The sequence below is a fragment of the Pseudozobellia thermophila genome (genome assembly GCF_900141855.1).
Lineage (GTDB): Bacteria > Bacteroidota > Bacteroidia > Flavobacteriales > Flavobacteriaceae > Pseudozobellia > Pseudozobellia thermophila.
Window position 1 is genome coordinate 187,534 of the sequence record NZ_FQYU01000004.1, and the last position, 17,778, is coordinate 205,311.

A 17,778-nucleotide genomic window follows, 5' to 3' on the forward strand; every position below is an offset into this window, starting at 1 on the left:
CCCACGTATCAAAAGTCCGTGATCACAAATTCCGACCTTCTGTTAATCCGGTGCTTGTCCTCGCTACAATGGGTGTGATCGTCGCATTCGTTCAGCAGCCTTTCCTCCCCATAGGCACCGCTACGTATGCGCGATTCGTCGACACCCTTGCCTATGAGGTAATCCACGGTCCTTTTTGCCCTTCGTTGCGACAGCCACTTATTATAGGTGCTACTGCCCCGCGAATCGGTATGGGCGCTTACCTCTATTTTTAGTTTGGGGTATTTGCGCATAAGCTCCGAAAGGCCGTCAAGTATGAGTTTCGCCTCCTGTGTCAGGTACGAGGAGTTCAAAGGGAAGTGGGCATGGCCCAAGGCCTCTATTTCGTCCGCTATCCGTTGTTTCCTTTCGTTTTCGGCTGCCCATTTCGCCTCTTCGGCCGCCTTTTTTTCGGCCAAGGCCTTTTCCCTGGCCATTTTTTGGGCCAAAGCCTCCGCTTCCTTCGCGCGTTGAACGGCATCCAACGAGTCTTGTTTTCTTTGCCTTTCCTGCTCCAAGGCCTCGATCTGGGCCAGTTTCTCCTCGCCTTTCCTCGACAGCTCCCTTTCGATCCCGAACCTATAGATCACCCCGGCGGCATGCTGTAGGTGATTGGTCCCCGCATCCTTTTTTATACGCCATTTCCCGGACGAACTAAAGTCAAGCCCCCAATGCTCCGTTATCCAGGTCCTGAACCCTATGACGGCATTGTAGGTAGCCCTGGGCTGGTTGTTGGCCTTGGTATAGCCCAATCCCACCCCGACATAGGGATCGAACCAGCTATCGCGGCCAAAAAGCTTCATAATATCATAGCTCAGGCGGGAATCGATCGCATAGTAGTCGGTCTCCTCTTGGTTGACCTCCCCGTCAATATAGGCACCGACCTTATATTTATTGTAACTGGCAATGGCCTCGACCCCGAGTCCGCTCTTAAAATACCTTCCCACATTTATCCGTGAGGGATAGGCCAGGTAATTCCATTGCGTACCGACGGCAAACAGCTCGTCGAAAACATCGCCCGAATCGTCGACAAAGTTGTATCCGAGTCCCACATGCCATGAACGGGCAATAAGGCTATCCTTCGATGTGAGTTGTATTTCGCCCCCTCCCTCTTGGGAAAAAAGAACCTGAAAAGTCAGGCATAGGCCGATTAAGATACCTTTCGTAAAATGTTTCATGCCACTAAGATTTGGGTATTTCCAAGGCAAAGGTATCTTCAAATATAAAATCACAAAAATTTTGGCCACCAATGGCAATAATTGTCGATGGAATACGGAAAAGAGGATGAATTGCTAATCGATACGGGGCTCTACCACTATGGTACCTTCCGATTTCGGCATGAGATAAATAGAAAAGGGGACCAATTTTTCACGACCTCCCCTATGGGACGGACCATTGCCCCTTTCCGCCAAGAACAGGGTGTCCCCCGTTTTTCTTAGCACACTTAGTCGAGGCGGGGTTCCGCTGTCCGACGCTTGGTAAAAATGCACCAGGAGCATGTTTTGCCCGAAATCGACCTTGGGCACCGGAAGGGCCGGTTTTCTGGTTTTGTTCAGCTCCGAATAGAATTTTTGAAGCTCTTTCCGGTTCTTAATGACCCAGGTTCGTTCGTTACCCACAACTTGGTGGTAATCACTGACCACTAGGCTTATGGCAGCTTCAGGGTCCGGGCCATTTTCTTGGGTTCCGACCGTACCCTTCCTTTGGCCTTTGCACGACAAAAAGGCCACCATTAAAAAAGACAGTACGGCTGCCTTAGCCAAACGATTTGTCGAACCTGCTTTTATAGGCTTCCTCATAAATATTTTCGTACTGCGGAAGGATTTTATGTATATCGAACCGCTGGGCCGACTCCCCGGCATTCTTTTTAAAGCGCTCCAAGACCTCATCATCGCTTAAAATCTTAAGTGCATTTTTGGCCATGCCGTCGACATCGCCGACATCGTTCAAAAACCCGGTCACCCCGTCGATGTTCACCTCGGGAATGCCTCCGGCATTGCTCGAGACGACGGGCACTTTGTTGATCATGGCCTCCAAGGCCGCCAATCCGAAGCTTTCCGATTCGGAAGGAAGCAGAAACAGGTCGGAGAAACAGAGGATCCTGTCAATTTCATGGCTGTTGCCCAAAAAGATTACCTTGTCGGAAATTCCCAAGGTATCGCACAACCTTTCGGCAACCTCCTTTTGGGGCCCTTCGCCTACCATCACCAATTTTGCGGGCAATTCCCTTTGAATGCGATAAAACACCTCAACGACATCGGGAATACGCTTGACCTTACGAAAGTTGCTGATATGGGTGATGATCTTCTCGTCGTCATCGGCCATTAACGAACGCTGGCAATCGGTAAAGGAAGAACTGTATTTGCCCTTATCTATAAAATTAGGTACCACCTGAATGTCCTTCTTGATGTCAAAAAGCTCCAGGGTCCTTTCCTTTAAGTTTTCGGAAACGGACGTGACCACATCGGACTGGTTGATGCTAAACGTTACGGCCGGTTTATAAAAGGGGTGTTTCCCTACCAGGGTAATATCCGTGCCGTGCAGCGTGGTGATCATCGGCACATAGATACCTTCTTCCTCCAACATCTTTTTGGCCATATAGCCCGCGTAGGCATGTGGAATGGCGTAGTGTACGTGTAACAGGTCTATCTTGTGCAGCTTGATCGTATCGACCAATTTGCTCGAAAGGGCCAATTCGTAAGGCTGATAATGAAAAAGCGGGTATTCGGGCACATGAACTTCATGAAAATGAATGTTGGCATTCAACAAGCTCAAGCGCACAGGCTGGCGGTAGGTTACAAAATGTACTTCGTGCCCCCTGTTGGCCAAAGCTATTCCCAACTCGGTCGCAACCACTCCGCTTCCACCGAAGGTGGGATAACATACTATCGCTATTTTCATTGTTCAAATTTAACCAAAACTACCTTCTAAGTCGTGAATGACCGTCCGTAATTTCAGACCGGGGTAGTTAAGATTTAGTTAAGATAAAAATTTGTTAATCTATGATGGCATCGTAAATGGCCTTTTGAATCCGGGTACGGAGCCCCGATTTGACCAATAGGGTATTGGAGGCCGATGGGTAGGTCCTGTTGGATAAAAACACATAGACCAGCTCTTCCTCGGGGTCGGCCCACGTGTAGGTTCCGGTAAAGCCGCTATGCCCAAAACTCTTTCGCGATACACAACCACAGGTGGGGCCCTTGCCGCTTATCTGAGGCTTATCGAAGCCCACTCCCCTTCTAACATTCTTATCGCAGAAGTAACAGGTATTGAATTTTTTTACGGTTCTTGAGTCCAAAAACCTGGTACCCCCATATATACCGCCCTGAAGGTACATTTGCATGATCTTTCCGACATCCTCGGCATTGCTGAAAAGTCCGGCATGGCCGCCCACGCCCCCTTGCATGGCGGCGCCCATATCGTGTACAAAGCCCTGTACGGTCTCATAGCGGTAATATTTGTCCTCTTCGGTAGGCACGATTCTCTTTTTCTCAAATTTCTCCAAGGGGTTGTAACCGGTATTCAGGGCTCCGATAGGTATGTACAAAAAATCCTCTACCAATTTGTCGAGTGATTTTCCCTTTTTATCCTCTATGTACTTTTTCATTACGTAGTAGGCCACATCGCTATACCGATACCTGTTCGATTTTAAGCTTTGGCGGCCTATTCGGTTGTATATCGAATCTTTGTACGCGTCTGCCAGGTATAGTTTGTCGGTTACCTTTATGGAAAAGCCGTCCGTAGGTTCGCTGCGGTAGAACTCTTTTGAGGGCTTCCGGTTCTTGTCGAGCGTATCTACATAAAAGGCAATCCAAGCGGGTAACCTGCCATAATGCGACAGGGCCTTTAAAACGGTAACGTCCTTTAATTCAGACTCCGCGTATTCGGGAATCAGGTCTTGAAAGGTATCGTTCAGGGCCAACTCCCCGTCCTCCTCCATTTTCATGATCAAGGGAAGGGTTCCCAATATTTTTGTAATCGATGCCAGGTCATAGATATGGTCGGTGGTAATACTGTCTTTCGAATCATAGGTGGGTTTTCCGAAGCCCTTGTTATAAACGATCTTTCCCTTACGGGCGATCAATACCTGTGCCCCGGGGAACATCAATGAGTCCAACCCCTGCCTTACCAGGGTGTCGACCTCTACCAGTTTTTGGGGGTCGAGGCCCACCCGTTCGGGATAGCTATACCCCAGCCTCAGCAACGATTCGAGTTCGACCTGACTGTTTACGGGGAACTCTTCATGGGCCGTAACGGGCAATTTCCCCTTGGCCGGGATGGCCCCGAAAATAACCTCGGCAGCCTTTTTTTGGGCCAACTCGCTATTTTGATAAGCCACCACTACCCCATCGATGTTGTTAAAATCAGTAAGATCGAGCAAGGCATAGGGTTTGGCAAACACCGAAAGAATAAGGTTAGAACTTCTCATTGCAGCGATCTCTTGAAGCCACAACTGCTCTTTCTGCGAGAATTTATACGATTTCCAGGGACTCTCGTTACTTTTATGGTGGCCTACAATTACCAAGTTGTAGTTTTTCAGCTTGGCCTTAAGGGTGGCGATGTCCTTGCCATTTACCTGGGTAACCTTGGCATACTTGTTCAGCGCCTTGAAAAAGGGGTCGCCGTCGGCATCGCCAAATTGTACGTAGGCGATCTTTTTGTTCTCCAAGCGCTTGATCCCCATCAAGAAGAACTTATTCTTTATTACCGTAATCGCATTCTCAATGGCCTCCTCGTATACCAGATCGTCCTTTCTTGAATTCAGGTCGTCGAACAAGTTGTTCAGTTGCACCGGCCGATAGTTGTTCAGGCCTACCTTATATTTGGCCATCAGTATCTTTTTGACCGAATGTGCCAAACGCTCCTCGTCGATCTTTCCCTTTTTGTAAGCCTGTACCAGCTTTTCCTTGGCTTTTTTAACGTCGGTAGGCATAAGCAGTATGTCGTTGCCGGCCATGAAAGCCGCCAGTTCGGCATCGCCGTTCTTACCGTGCTCGGTAACGCCTTTCATATTAAGGGCATCGGTGAACACGAGTCCCTTGAAGTTCATCCGCTCCTTGAGGATGCCCGTAATTATCTGTTCCGACAAGGAGGACGGAAGTCCTTTCTTAAGCTCAAGTGCCGGTACTTCCAAATGGGCTACCATCACACTGCTCAAACCCTCCGCTATCAATCTTCGGAACGGATAGAGTTCGACACTATCGAGCCGGGCCTCGGTAAAGTTGATAACCGGCAAGGTGTGGTGCGAATCGGTCGCCGTATCGCCGTGACCGGGAAAGTGCTTGCCATTTGACAACACCCCTGCCCTTTCCATGCCCTTCATAAAGGCTATGCCCTTTTGCGCCACGTTTTCCCGATCTTCACCGAAGGAACGATTTCCGATAATAGGGTTTTGGGGATTGGTATTGATATCGAGGTCGGGGGCAAAATTGATATGGACCCCCAAACGTTTGGCATGTTCACCTATGCGTTCCCCCACTTTTTCCACGATGGAATTATCGGTAATGGCACCCAATGTCATATTCCAAGGGAAGGCGTAGGTCGAATCGAGGCGCATGGCCAGGCCCCATTCGGCATCCATACCGATCATTAAGGGGATTTTCGACAAGGCCTGAAACTCATTGGTCAATTTCGCCTGCCTTACCGGGCCTCCCGTAGAAAAAATAACCCCGCCGATCTTCTGGTCGCGAATGAGGTTCCTGACCCCATCGATAGCTGTTTTATTTTGGTCGGAAGCGACCATGACCATAAACAACTGACCCAATTTTTCGTCGAGGGTCATCTCGTTGTACTTTGTGTCCACCCACTTTTGTTGGGCCAGGCTATCTTTGGCCAGCAATGGGTTTTTCTGTGCCGAAACACTAAAAAATGCAAGGAAGAATAAGGGGAAAAAAATAAAAAAACGCATAGTGAAGGATAGGTCTATGGCAATAACTTAAAACTAAAAAATATATTGCATTTCATCGGATGTATCTAATGAAACCAATACTTCGTAATGGATAAAGAATCACATAAACCGGGCATGCCAGCTCTCGGCAGCGGGTACCTCCCAATGCTCTTCGTATTCCCTTTTGTTATTGACCAAATTATTGAAGACGATCGTGTTTTTCGAAACGGCCTTTTGCTTCGTCATTTTCTTAAAGTCGCTCAAGGGCTTATAGGCTATGTATTCGCCCTGTTTGTACGACACGTTCATCTTGTCGAGAAGCTCGACCCCATATTTTTTTTCCAGATACTGGATAAACCTGACCGAGGCATCTATGGAGCAGCCCGTGGCCGCCGTTTGGCTTTGGTCCAAGCCAATTACGATAAACCTGTTGTACTTGATCTCGTACCCCGCGTTAAGCGAGCTTCCATGGGCTGTCCACTCGTTTAAAAAATCGGCTACTTCATTCTTGATCTCGACCAGTTCCCCTTCGCTAAACGGTCGGTTGGACTGATAGATCCACACGCGTGAGGTTTCGGGCAATTTTTCAAATTCTACTAACATGTTATCCTTTAATTTGTGGCATTATATCCTTCGTTCATTCTATCAAAAACAATACCAATGGGCATTTATAGGTCTTCGGCGGAAGCAATGAGCTCCGCAATGTCCATTACCGCAATAGACGCTTCCTTCTCCTTGTTTTTCACCCCATCCGTCATCATCGTATTACAAAACGGGCAGGCCGCGGCAATGATCTCCGGCTGGGTTTCCAGGGCCTGTTCGGTTCGTTCGACGTTTATGTCCTTATCCCCTTTTTCGGGTTCCTTGAACATCTGCGCCCCTCCGGCACCACAGCATAGCCCCCGTTGTTTGCAGCTCTTCATTTCCACCAGTTCCGCATCCAACTTTCGAATCAAATCCCTCGGGGCTTCAAAAACATTGTTCGCCCTGCCCAGATAACAGGGATCGTGATAGGTGATCCGCTTGCCCTTGAACTTGCCTCCTTCCAAAGAAATCCGGCCTTCCTCGAACAACTGCCTCAAAAACTGGGTGTGGTGAACGACCTCGTACTTGCCCCCCAATCCCGGATACTCGTTTTTAATGGTGTTAAAGCAATGCGGACAGGCAGTTACGATCTTTTTGACCTCGTAGCCGTTCATCACCTCGATATTGGTCATGGCCTGCATTTGAAAGAGAAATTCGTTGCCCGCCCGTTTCGCCGGGTCCCCGGTACAACTTTCTTCGGTGCCCAACACGGCGAATGGGACCTTGGCCTTGGTAAGGAGTTGAACAAAGGCCTTGGTTATCTTCTTGGCCCTATCGTCAAAACTACCCGCGCAGCCTACCCAAAACAAGACTTCAGGACTTTTACCTGCGGCGGAGAGCTCTGCCATTGTCGGAACTTTCAGTTCGTTTGCCATTCAAAATTCGATTTAATAGGTATTTAATAACTTTTGCTATGGGCAGAAAGTAATCTTTCTACTCTTCATTGGCCCAGTTCAACCTGTCCATTTGGTTAAATGGCCATGGGGCGCCATTGTTTTCTATATTGCCCATCATATTGTTCAGGTCGGTCGGGGCCGCCGACTGTTCCATGACCAGGTATTGGCGCATATCCATAATGATGGACAAGGGGTCGATACTAACGGGACATGCCTGAACACAGGCGTTGCAGGTCGTACAGGCCCATAATTCCTCACGGGTGATATAGTTGTCGAGCAACTGGTTGTTGTCTTCAACAAATTTACCCTTATTGGCCTCTATGTTCTTTCCTACTTGCTCGAGCCTGTCTCGGGTATCCATCATGATCTTTCTGGGGGAAAGCTTTTTCCCGGTCTGGTTGGCCGGGCACTCATCGGTACACCGTCCGCATTCGGTGCAGGTGTAGGCATTCAACAATTGCACCCAAGTCAGGTCCATTACATCGGAGGCGCCAAACTTTTCGGGTTCAGCGGCATCTTCGGCCGGGGCCGCAAAGGGGTCTGCCGACGGGTCGAGCATCAGTTTCACCTCTTCGGTAACCGCATCGAGGTTCTTAAACTGGCCCTTGGGCTTGGTCCTTCCGTAGTAGGTATTGGGAAATGCAAGGAGAATATGCAAATGCTTCGAATAATACAAGTAGTTCAAAAAGAATAAAATACCGGCTATGTGCAGCCACCATGCGGTCCGCTCGATCACGACCAAGGAAGAAATCGACATACCTTCGAACAAGGGGGCTATATACTGACTTACGGGAAAGGCACCTGCCTGGGTATAGTGATCAGCCCCCAGTTGTTGCAACTGGTAATCGGCACCGTTCATGGTCAGGAACAGAACCATCAAGACAAACTCGATATAAAGGATCATGTTTCCATCCTTTTTGGGCCAGCCCTTCATTTCGGGTTTTACGAACCTCCGTAGGCGCAAGATATTTCTTCGTACCCAGAAGATGGTAACCGAAACAATTACAAGTAGGGCCAAGACCTCGAAGGCGGCGATAAGAACGTCGTAAAGGGTTCCCAGCGACCCAAAGACCCGGTGTGTTCCCAAAAGGCCGTCGATAATTATTTCCAGCACTTCGATATTGATGATTATAAAGCCCGCATAAACGATTATATGGAGCAGGCCGGCAATGGGCCTTACCACCATTTTGGTCTGGCCGAGGGCGATCCGGGCCATGTTTTTCCATCGGAGCGACGTGTTGTCGGAGACATCGACGTCCCTTCCCAACTTAATGTTCCTTCTCAGTCTGTTTACGTTTCTAGCGAAGTATCCGATACCCGCGAATAGAATTATGGCAAATACGATGTTCGGTAGGTATTCCATTATTGATTTTCTATGTTAGGTCTGGCTGCCGGGTCTTCTTCGGGAAGCTCGTACTCTTTTTGCTTTTTTCCGAAAACCGATACGTTTACATAGCGTTTGGGGTTTAGGCGAAAATCTTGGAGCAAAAGGTCAAGCTCCCGGGAGGCATTGTTCAGGTTTACATACAGTTCTTCGTCGTTCATCAGCTTGCCCAAGGTACCCTCTCCCTTTTCGATCCTGGCCATCAGGGTGTTCAGGTTGGTCATGGTGGCCTCTAGGTTGGCCAAGGTTCGGCCCAGACCGGCATTGTTCAACGAATCGGAAAGTTGGGTGAAATTGGCCGTCAATTCCTCAAAGTTCTTGAGGGAGCCTTCCAATTTACTTTCGTTGTTGCTCAAAATTCTATTGAGGACCTCGGCGCTTTTCTGAAAACTGGCCACCGTATTGTTCAGGCCGCTCAGCGTTTCCCGCAGATCTCTTCTGGCATTTTCGTCGAGAACGTCGTTTACGTTTCGCAAGAGGGTATCCGCGTTGGTCATGGCCCCCTCTACCTTACGCTGTAAGGGGGCAAGTTGTTTTTGGACCAATTGGGTGAGGCCGGGTTGCGTTTGGCTGGGCAATGTATCCCCCGATTTTGCCATGGGCGAACCGTCGAATACGGGCTTGATCTGTATGCCCTTGCCCCCGATGATACCCGTATCGTACAGCTCGGCATGGCTTTGCTTCGAAAAATCGAAGTCGCTCTTTACAAAGAGCGTCACCAAAAGGCTGCCTTCGCTGTCCTTAAAACCGATATCGGTAACGTTACCTACCGTGAACCCGTTAATGGTTACCGGAGTGCCTACCTGCAGCCCCCCAACATCCTTATACACCGCATACAGGGTTTTGCCGCTTTCGAACAAAGGTGAAGATTTCAAATAGCTAAAACCTAAAATAAACAACAGAATGCCTCCGATGACGATGATACCTGTTTTGATTTCCCTAGATAGTTTCAAAAGAATAATTTTTGGGGTTAATGGAGCCTATTTAAAATCCAAAGGTCCCTAACAAAATTAGAAATAAAATATGGAAGGTTATTATTTATCTTTTCCAAACCTATTTTAAGCTTTCCTTGAAAGGAATGCGCTCTCCATTTTTATATGCCACGATGTACGACGAGGTATACCCCTTTAGGTCGGCATTCGATTTCAACATTTTTGCCTCTTCCAAAGACGGGGTACTTCCATAAACATAGCGGTACAGGTTTTTATAGGGTTCTTTTGCCACCCGGTTCAATCCGTTGAACGATTCGGGCCGCAAAGGGAGGTTCTTGGCACTGGCCATAATCTGGACCTTATAGATAATATTCGCCTTGGTTTCTTTTTTGTCGGGGGCCGGTTTTACCCCGGTCTCGGGCCCATCCTTTTCGACCGTCGTACGGGTCCCCGCCGTTTTTGCCTCCTGATCGGTGTTCCGCCGGGCCTCTTCTATAATTTCCGAGGCCCCCTTTTCGGCCTTACCCGGGGCCGACAGAGGTGTTTCGGGCTCGTTCGATGCGAGCAAATCCTCGGTCTTCCCAATGGGTCGGGAATCGGGATCGGCCTTTACCACTTCCTTTTTCTCCGCAACTTCCTCTTCTTCCTCGGCTTTTTCGACTATCGGTTTTTCGGCCACGGCCGGCTCGGGGTCGGGAACATCCGTTATCCGATTCGTAGCGAAGTCGGCCCTATTGGCCTGCATCATATCCCTATAGGTCGCTATGGCCTCGGCAATGGCCGTACCCATTTCGGACTGTCCCTTTTTGGAATTCAGGTAGGCCCCTTCCTGCTTATTGGTCAAAAAACCGGTTTCGACCAGTACGCTCGGCATCACGGTCTGGTGCAATACGATAAACCCGGCCTGCTTTACCTTTCGGTCGGTTCGTTTGAGTTTGTTTGAAAAATTATCCTGAATGGCCTTGGCCAAGGCTATGCTGTTATCGAGGAACTCTTCTTGCATAATGGTAAGGCCGATGACCGACTCGGGCGAATTGATGTCGTAGTCCGCATAGCGCTTTTGGTAATTATCCTCCAAGTAAATTACGGAGTTCTCCTTTTTGGCCACCTCAAAGTTTTGCTTGTTGGCATGAAGGCCCAGGACAAAAGTACCGGCCCCGTGGGCATTGGAGGTATGGGAATCGCAATGGACCGAAACAAAGACATCGGCATTGGCCTTGTTGGCGATCTGCCCCCTCACGTATAGATCGACGAAAGTATCGTCCTTTCGCGTGTAAACCACTTTGATGTTGGGGTCTTTCTCCAAAATTTCACCCGCCTTTAGGACGATGTTGAGGGCGATATTTTTTTCAAGATAGCCGTTACCGAGATTCCCGGGATCATGTCCACCATGGCCAGCATCAAGAACTACGACAAATTTATCATCGTCATTTTGAAATGTATGAGTACTTTTGCAAAAAGCCAATAATGGTGATGTAAATGTTACTGCAAGAAGCAAGAAAAACTTGATTGCACGCACGTTTACACTGTATTTCAATACTTTCATTATGGTTAAATTTATGGTAACACCCTATCAGGGGAAGAAAAAATATATGTAAGTTTGACCTCCGAAAGCCAAGCCAAACGCTTACAAAAATAGGATATATAGCCTTGCAATCAAACAAACAGCTTTTTCTTTTACTGGCATTGCTATTGGTCGGCGCTCTTTCGGTCTCTGCCCAAGAAGACGGCATTATTGCCCTGCCCGTGAAGGCAGAGGGCGACACCATTGTCGCTCCCCTCTTTCTCGGAAAGACCAACGACACCGTCAAAAACGACTCCACGGCGAAAGATTCGATACGAAAAAAGCCAAGCCTATTGCTTGACAAGATCAAATACAAGGCCAAGGATTATGTCAAGCTGAGCCAAAAAGACCAGAAAATCTACCTCTATAACGAAGCGGAGATCTACTATCAGGATACGGAGCTTAAAGCCGGTATCATCGTTATGGATTACGTAAAGAACGAAGTGTATGCCGGGCGTATAAAGGATTCTTTGGGCAACTATACGCAATTGCCCTACTTCAAACAAGGGGAAAACGAGGTTCGGCCCGATAGCATACGTTTTAACTTCGATACCGAAAAGGCCCTCATCTTCAATTCGCGCACCGAACAGCAGGCCGGATTGGGCCAGCTGGGAAGCGATGCCATGAAAGTGTATGCCGAGACTACAAAAAAGGAGAACGATTCGGTCTATTTTATGAGCGAAGCCAAGATCACCACCTCAACGGATACGGTGAACCCCGATTACTACATACGGGTGCGCAAGGCCAAGTTCGTACCCAAGAAGAAAGTTATCGCGGGCTTCAGCAACTTGTACATCGCCGATGTTCCCACCCCGGTAGCACTGCCCTTCGCCTATTTCCCGTTGACGGTCGGCCGAACGGCAGGATTGATGATGCCTACCTTCGGAAACGATCCCGATCGCGGCTATTTTTTGCAGAACGGGGGCTACTACCTGCCCTTCAGCGATTATGCCGACCTCACCCTTACCGGGGATTTTTACACCAACGGAAGCTATGGGTTTCGAACCACGACCGTGTACACCAAAAGATACAAGTACAGGGGCAACATCAACTTCAGGTACGAAAATTTGGTATCGAGCCAAAAAGGGTTTGACGACTACAGCAACAGCAAGGTCTGGAACCTACAGATATCGCACTCCCAAGACACCAAGGCCAGTCCGAATTCGCAATTTTCGGCCTCGGTCAACCTGGGAAGCAGTTCGTATTACCAGAACTCCCTCAACCAGGTCAACCTTCCCCTGACACAGAACAACACCTTGTCGTCTTCCATTTCGTACTCGAAGACCTTTCCGAGCTATCCATCGGTCAATATGAGCTTAACGGCCACGCACTCGCAAAACACGAGTGCCTACTACAGGGAAAATCCGGACGAAAACAACATCCAAATGACCCTGCCTACCTTTCAGGCCAGCGTAGAGCGTATTTACCCCTTGGCAAAAAACGACGGCGTTAAAAAGGGAGCCTTGCAGAACATCAACTTTCAGTATAATGTAAACGCCCGAAACCAGCTCGAGACGAACGACGCCAATTTTATGACGGCAGCCATGTTCGACGAGGCGCAAGTGGGTGCCAAACACACCATTCCGATAAGCACCAACTTTAAGGTGGCCAAATTTTTTAGCGTTAGCCTTGGGGGCAGCTATGAGGACGTATGGACTTTGGAAACCTACCGCCAACGCTACGAACTAGGGGAAGATGGCGCCCAGGGAGAGGTGGTCCGCGATACCATAAAAGGGTTCGACCGGTACAATAAGTACAACCTAAGTGCCAGTGTAGGTACCACGGTGTACGGAACGTTCAATTTCGGGGAAGACAAAAAAATACAGGCCATTCGACACGTCATGCGCCCATCGTTGAGCTATGGCTATGCCCCGTCATTTGATCAATTTTACGACGAATACCTCAATAACGACACTGGCGAAGTGGTTCAGTACAGCCGTTTTCAGGGAACCCTCAACGGGGCACCGAGCCTGGGCAAATCGAACAGCCTGAGCTTTTCATTGGCCAACACCCTCGAAGCCAAGGTAAGGGACAAAGACTCGACGGCCATGGAGCCCAAGAAAATCTCCATTCTCAACAACTTCAACATCTCGACCGGCTACAATTTCGAATCGGATTCCCTAAAACTCAGTCCGCTGAGCATCAATGGGGGAACCAACATCCTGAACAACAAAATGTCGATCAACTTTTCGGCCGGACTCGACCCCTACGCCATTGACAACAACGGGACACGAATCGACAAGTTCAACATAGACAACGGAGGAAGCCTGTTTCGATTGACCCGTGCCAATATTAACGTCGGCTACTCGATCGACAGCAAAACCTTTGGCAAGAAGGATTCTAAAGAGGAAGAGAAAAAGGACGAGCCCGGTGCCTACGATTACGTCGCCCAAAGTGGCGGTCGCGACGACGACCTTTTCGGCAGGTCGGACAACTACTACAACAACCGGCCCGGGGAGGACGAATACGACGAACGCGATGGGGACGAAGACATAGAAAACCCGCCCTATGCCACCAAAATACCCTGGAATTTCAGATTGGCCTACTCGGCAAGCTACCTAAATTCGGCCCGGCAAAACGAGTTCAGCAGCCACTCCCTCATGTTTTCGGGAGATATCGAGCTCTCGCCCCGTTGGAAGGTGGGGGGATCTTCGGGCTACGACTTTAAAAACAAGGGATTTACCCTTACCCAGCTGCGTTTTGAACGCGACCTGAAAAGCTTTAGGATGAACTTTAACTGGACACCCTTCGGAACCTATACCCGCTGGTATTTCTTTATCGGGATAAAGAGTTCCATTTTGAGCGACCTGAAGTGGGAAAACCGAAGCCAGAACTAAAAAAAGCACTTGGGTTTATTGCCCATTGCCCCCGATACCGGATAAACGTTCAACACCCATTATATTATATAAAGACAAAACCACACAATATGAAAAAGATTATCAATACCTCCAAGGCCCCGGCCCCGATAGGACCTTACAACCAAGCCGTCTTAAGTAAGGACACCCTGTATATTTCAGGACAGATCCCCATCGATCCCGCCACAGGGGAATTGGTTCAAAACGACATCAAGGCCGAAACCCGGCAATCGATGGAGAACCTCAAGGCCATTCTTGCCGAAGCGGAAATGAGCTTCGACAATGTGGTAAAAAGCAGCATCTTTCTAAGCGATATGAACCAGTTTCCGCAAGTGAACGAGGTGTACGCCTCGTATTTCGATACCGACACGGCCCCCGCAAGGGAAACCGTCGAGGTGGCCAACCTGCCCAAATTCGTAAATGTAGAAATTTCAATGATAGCGGTAAAATAGGCCGCATCCCTTTGACATCCCACAAAAAAAGGCCCTCGAAAAGGGGCCTTTTTTTTATCATATAAGCACGATACCATTTTTATATCGTCTCCCTATGGAACTCCATCAAACCTTCGATGGGCCTTTGACGAATAACGCCAACGATAAGGTCGTTGCGCTCAAGAACGGTAATCAACTCATCCTTTAGGTAATGGGCGATACTGCCGACAAAATTGATCGGCACCTTGGTCGCCAATTCGAACTGCATGATGTAGTTATTGACAAACTGCTGAAAGCCCTTGTCAATTACCCCTTTACAATAAGGGTGCTCCTTGTTCTCTATCAAGAAACGGGCAAAGGTGGCCAAATACGTGTTCGGGTTGGGTTGTTTGTACAGGTTTTCCTTGATGACGTCCGGGTCAAGATCATACTCCTTGGCGAACTTGATGGCCAAATCTTGGGGTATCTTATGAAAATAGTAATCCCGGATCAGTTTTCTACCGAAGAAATTTCCGCTACCGTCGTCCATGGGAATATAGCCCAAGGAAGTCACTTTCTGGATCAACTGGTGCCCATCGTAATAGCTACAGTTCGAACCCGTACCCAGAATACACACTATGCCCTGGTGTCCGATCTTCGTTGTGGAAAAGATGGCCGCATAGGTATCTTCCTTGACATCGGCCACGGCATTGGGGAAAAAATCCTTAAAAATATTCTTTAGAAACACCTTCATCCTATCGGTACCGCAACCGGCCCCATAGAAATGCAAACGCGATACGTTCTTTCTGTTTTTAGAAAGCTCAAAATTATTGGCCAATCGGTCTTCAATAACCTCCCGGGTAAGAACTTCCGGACTCAAGCCCAGGGTCTGGGTCAGAAACAACTGTTCCCCGTTCTCATCAAGGGCAATCCAATCCGATTTGGTGGCGCCACTGTCAACAATTAAAATCATATATTCCGTTTAAAAAAGAATCCTGAAAATAAGCAAATTCCGCCCATTTTCAGGATTACATATAACAATACTTTAAAAAAATTACAAACTAGCAACGTGCTGGGCCAAATCTACCATTTTATTGGAAAAACCTGCCTCGTTGTCGTACCAGCTAATTAGTTTAAAGAACCTTGAGTTCAACTCGATTCCCGCGCCGGCGTCAAAGATACTTGTACGCTTGTCGCTGACGAAGTCTTGTGACACGAGGGCTTCTTCGGTGTAGCCCAATACGCCTTTCAATTCACCTTCCGAAGCCGCCTTGAATACCTTTTTGATCTCTTCGTAAGAGGTATCCTTTTCCAATTTCACCGTCAAATCGACAACGGAAACATCGGCTGTGGGTACCCTGAACGCCATACCGGTAAGTTTTCCTTCCAAAGCGGGAATTACCTTGGTAACGGCCTTAGCCGCACCAGTGGATGCGGGTATAATGTTCAACATGGCACTTCTACCGCCCCTCCAGTCTTTTTTAGACGGTCCGTCCACGGTCATTTGCGTAGCGGTAGTGGCGTGAACCGTGGTCATCAAGGCCTCCTCGATACCGAAGTTGTCGTGAAGTACCTTGGCCAAGGGAGCCAAGCAGTTCGTGGTACAGGATGCGTTGGAGACTATGGTGTCGGAAGCCTTCACTTCTTTGTGGTTGACCCCCATGACGAACATCGGCGCATCTTTGGATGGCGCGGAGATAACCACTTTTTTCGCACCGCCGTCGATGTGGTATTGTGCAGTTTCCAAGGTGGTAAAGATACCGGTACATTCGGCCACTATTTCGACCCCTACGGCATCCCACTGGATATTCTTGGGATCACGCTCGGCGGTAATCCTTACTGTTTTTCCGTTGACAACAAGATGACCGTCCTTAACTTCAACGGTACCCTCGAATTTTCCGTGTACCGAATCGTATTTTAAAAGGTATGCAAGGTGTTCAACATCCAACAGATCGTTAATGGCTACAACATCGACTCCTTCCCTTCTAACCGTTTCCCTGAAGACCAATCTTCCGATTCGACCGAATCCGTTAATTCCTATTTTTAAATTTGACATGTGTTCTTGTTTTTAGAATTATAATTACGTTGTCATTATTTCAGAAACCCTAATGAGCTCCTTATCTATCTTTGTATGCCCCTTTATCGCCTTGCTGATCGGGGTGAGTATTATCTTGTTGTTCTGAACGCCCACCATAAAATTCGACTGGCCCTCAAGCAGGCTCTCCACGGCCTTGACCCCCATTCTACTGGCCAACACCCTATCGTAGCACGAGGGCGCCCCGCCACGCTGCATATGGCCCAATACGGAAACCCTTACATCGTAGATCGGCAGGTGTTTCTCTACGTATTCCTTGAGCTCAAAAACGCTTTTACCCGTTTTATCGCCTTCGGCCACCACGACGATACTCGATGATTTTCCAGACTTTTTACTTCGTTTCAACGACTCCAGAAGTCGCTCCAAGCCCCGGTTTTCCTCGGGAATCAATATTTCCTCGGCCCCGGCACCTACACCGGTGTTCAGGGCTATATGCCCTACATCCCTGCCCATGACCTCGACGAAGAATAGTCGGTTATGGGAACTGGCCGTATCCCTGATCTTATCGATTGCCTCTACGACCGTGTTCATGGCCGTATCGTAACCGACCGTATTGGAAGTTCCGAAAATATCGTTGTCTATGGTACCGGGAATGCCAATGATGGGAAAGTTATACTCCTGATTGAAGACCATGGCCCCCGTAAAACTTCCATCGCCCCCGATTACCACAAAGGCATCGACACCTTCGGCCCTCAACTGGTCGTAGGCTTTCTTTCTACCCTCGGGGGTCCTAAAATCGTCGCATCGGGCCGATTTCAATATCGTCCCCCCCTTATTAATAATGTTGTTTACACTTCGAGCATCCATGGGCTTGAAGTCGCCCTCTATCATGCCTTGGTAGCCTCTGTAGATTCCAACGCAATCTACCTTCATATAGGCACAAGTTCGAACGACCGACCGAATGGCTGCGTTCATCCCCGGAGAATCGCCTCCAGATGTCAAAACACCTATCTTCTTTATCTCTGAAACCATTGAAAAAAACTAAGTTGCAATATTAACAAACTTATTTCAAAAATGTAGCCGGATAGGCGTCAAATTTACATCAAAGATTGTTACAAAACCATTCAAAACCGATTCTGGCAAGAAGACGTTCGGCAATCACCGCCCCCCATCAAACCAAAAACGCCTAACCCTTAGCACTTTGCACGTGCC

Annotated in this window: 14 protein-coding genes; 2 read left to right on the forward strand and 12 right to left on the reverse strand. The window is 48.5% G+C overall.

Annotation, left to right across the window (positions count from 1 at the left end):
- Window positions 1-8 precede the first annotated feature (8 nt).
- From BUB37_RS12655 to BUB37_RS12695, 9 genes are all read right to left on the reverse strand, one after another.
- Window positions 9-1,196, reverse strand: coding sequence for an OmpA family protein (locus BUB37_RS12655; RefSeq protein WP_072994296.1), 1,188 nt, complete (start codon window positions 1,194-1,196; stop codon window positions 9-11).
- A 114-nt stretch (window positions 1,197-1,310) separates the two neighbouring features.
- Complete coding sequence (locus BUB37_RS12660; RefSeq protein ID WP_139278112.1) at window positions 1,311-1,781, reverse strand: hypothetical protein; 471 nt, start codon at window positions 1,779-1,781, stop codon at window positions 1,311-1,313.
- Window positions 1,774-2,919 (reverse strand): N-acetyl-alpha-D-glucosaminyl L-malate synthase BshA, encoded by a 1,146-nt coding sequence (gene bshA, locus BUB37_RS12665; RefSeq protein ID WP_072994189.1) that lies wholly within the window; start codon window positions 2,917-2,919, stop codon window positions 1,774-1,776. Before bshA ends, BUB37_RS12660 begins: the two co-directional genes overlap by 8 nt.
- A gap of 94 nt (window positions 2,920-3,013) precedes the next feature.
- The gene (locus BUB37_RS12670) at window positions 3,014-5,926 is read right to left on the reverse strand and encodes a serine hydrolase domain-containing protein (RefSeq protein WP_072994190.1); all 2,913 of its coding nucleotides are present in this window, start codon (window positions 5,924-5,926) and stop codon (window positions 3,014-3,016) included.
- 99 nt (window positions 5,927-6,025) lie between these two features.
- On the reverse strand, window positions 6,026-6,508 hold the full coding sequence (locus tag BUB37_RS12675) for an ABC transporter ATPase (protein ID WP_072994191.1): 483 nt from the start codon (window positions 6,506-6,508) through the stop codon (window positions 6,026-6,028).
- Between the two features lie 65 nt (window positions 6,509-6,573).
- The gene (locus BUB37_RS12680; protein WP_072994192.1) at window positions 6,574-7,365 is read right to left on the reverse strand and encodes a (Fe-S)-binding protein; all 792 of its coding nucleotides are present in this window, start codon (window positions 7,363-7,365) and stop codon (window positions 6,574-6,576) included.
- Between the two features lie 58 nt (window positions 7,366-7,423).
- Window positions 7,424-8,749 carry a 4Fe-4S dicluster domain-containing protein gene (locus BUB37_RS12685; RefSeq protein WP_072994193.1) on the reverse strand — a complete coding sequence of 442 codons (1,326 nt, stop codon included), beginning with the start codon at window positions 8,747-8,749 and terminating at the stop codon, window positions 7,424-7,426.
- On the reverse strand, window positions 8,749-9,723 hold the full coding sequence (locus BUB37_RS12690; RefSeq protein WP_072994194.1) for an MlaD family protein: 975 nt from the start codon (window positions 9,721-9,723) through the stop codon (window positions 8,749-8,751). Before BUB37_RS12690 ends, BUB37_RS12685 begins: the two co-directional genes overlap by 1 nt.
- A 100-nt stretch (window positions 9,724-9,823) precedes the next feature.
- Entirely contained in the window at window positions 9,824-11,248 is a 1,425-nt protein-coding gene (locus tag BUB37_RS12695) for an N-acetylmuramoyl-L-alanine amidase family protein (protein WP_072994195.1), read from the reverse strand.
- 104 nt (window positions 11,249-11,352) lie between these two features.
- On the opposite strand from BUB37_RS12695, the gene BUB37_RS12700 reads away from it, so the two are divergent.
- Window positions 11,353-14,103, forward strand: coding sequence for a putative LPS assembly protein LptD (locus BUB37_RS12700; RefSeq protein ID WP_072994196.1), 2,751 nt, complete (start codon window positions 11,353-11,355; stop codon window positions 14,101-14,103).
- Window positions 14,104-14,192: 89 nt separating this feature from the next.
- Entirely contained in the window at window positions 14,193-14,573 is a 381-nt protein-coding gene (locus BUB37_RS12705; RefSeq protein ID WP_072994197.1) for a RidA family protein, read from the forward strand.
- A 79-nt stretch (window positions 14,574-14,652) separates the two neighbouring features.
- Here BUB37_RS12705 and BUB37_RS12710 read toward each other — a convergent pair whose 3' ends face one another.
- From BUB37_RS12710 to pfkA, 3 genes are all read right to left on the reverse strand, one after another.
- A complete protein-coding gene (locus tag BUB37_RS12710; RefSeq protein ID WP_072994198.1) occupies window positions 14,653-15,504 on the reverse strand; it encodes an N-acetylglucosamine kinase in 852 nt (283 codons plus the stop codon).
- A gap of 81 nt (window positions 15,505-15,585) precedes the next feature.
- Window positions 15,586-16,587: a type I glyceraldehyde-3-phosphate dehydrogenase gene (gene gap / locus BUB37_RS12715; protein WP_072994199.1), complete on the reverse strand. Its 1,002-nt coding sequence runs from the start codon at window positions 16,585-16,587 to the stop codon at window positions 15,586-15,588.
- Window positions 16,588-16,611: 24 nt separating this feature from the next.
- On the reverse strand, window positions 16,612-17,598 hold the full coding sequence (gene pfkA, locus BUB37_RS12720; protein ID WP_072994200.1) for a 6-phosphofructokinase: 987 nt from the start codon (window positions 17,596-17,598) through the stop codon (window positions 16,612-16,614).
- Between the last annotated feature and the right edge of the window lie 180 nt (window positions 17,599-17,778).

What these genes read in the sequence shown, in the direction of transcription:
- BUB37_RS12695 (WP_072994195.1), bottom strand. Translation starts at nt 11,248, where the DNA reads ATGAAAGTATTGAAATACAGTGTAAACGTGCGTGCAATCAAGTTTTTC.
- gap (WP_072994199.1), bottom strand. Translation starts at nt 16,587, where the DNA reads ATGTCAAATTTAAAAATAGGAATTAACGGATTCGGTCGAATCGGAAGA.
- BUB37_RS12675 (WP_072994191.1), bottom strand. Translation starts at nt 6,508, where the DNA reads ATGTTAGTAGAATTTGAAAAATTGCCCGAAACCTCACGCGTGTGGATC.
- pfkA (WP_072994200.1), bottom strand. Translation starts at nt 17,598, where the DNA reads ATGGTTTCAGAGATAAAGAAGATAGGTGTTTTGACATCTGGAGGCGAT.
- bshA (WP_072994189.1), bottom strand. Translation starts at nt 2,919, where the DNA reads ATGAAAATAGCGATAGTATGTTATCCCACCTTCGGTGGAAGCGGAGTG.
- BUB37_RS12655 (WP_072994296.1), bottom strand. Translation starts at nt 1,196, where the DNA reads ATGAAACATTTTACGAAAGGTATCTTAATCGGCCTATGCCTGACTTTT.
- BUB37_RS12705 (WP_072994197.1), top strand. Translation starts at nt 14,193, where the DNA reads ATGAAAAAGATTATCAATACCTCCAAGGCCCCGGCCCCGATAGGACCT.
- BUB37_RS12710 (WP_072994198.1), bottom strand. Translation starts at nt 15,504, where the DNA reads ATGATTTTAATTGTTGACAGTGGCGCCACCAAATCGGATTGGATTGCC.
- BUB37_RS12670 (WP_072994190.1), bottom strand. Translation starts at nt 5,926, where the DNA reads ATGCGTTTTTTTATTTTTTTCCCCTTATTCTTCCTTGCATTTTTTAGT.
- BUB37_RS12680 (WP_072994192.1), bottom strand. Translation starts at nt 7,365, where the DNA reads ATGGCAAACGAACTGAAAGTTCCGACAATGGCAGAGCTCTCCGCCGCA.
- BUB37_RS12685 (WP_072994193.1), bottom strand. Translation starts at nt 8,749, where the DNA reads ATGGAATACCTACCGAACATCGTATTTGCCATAATTCTATTCGCGGGT.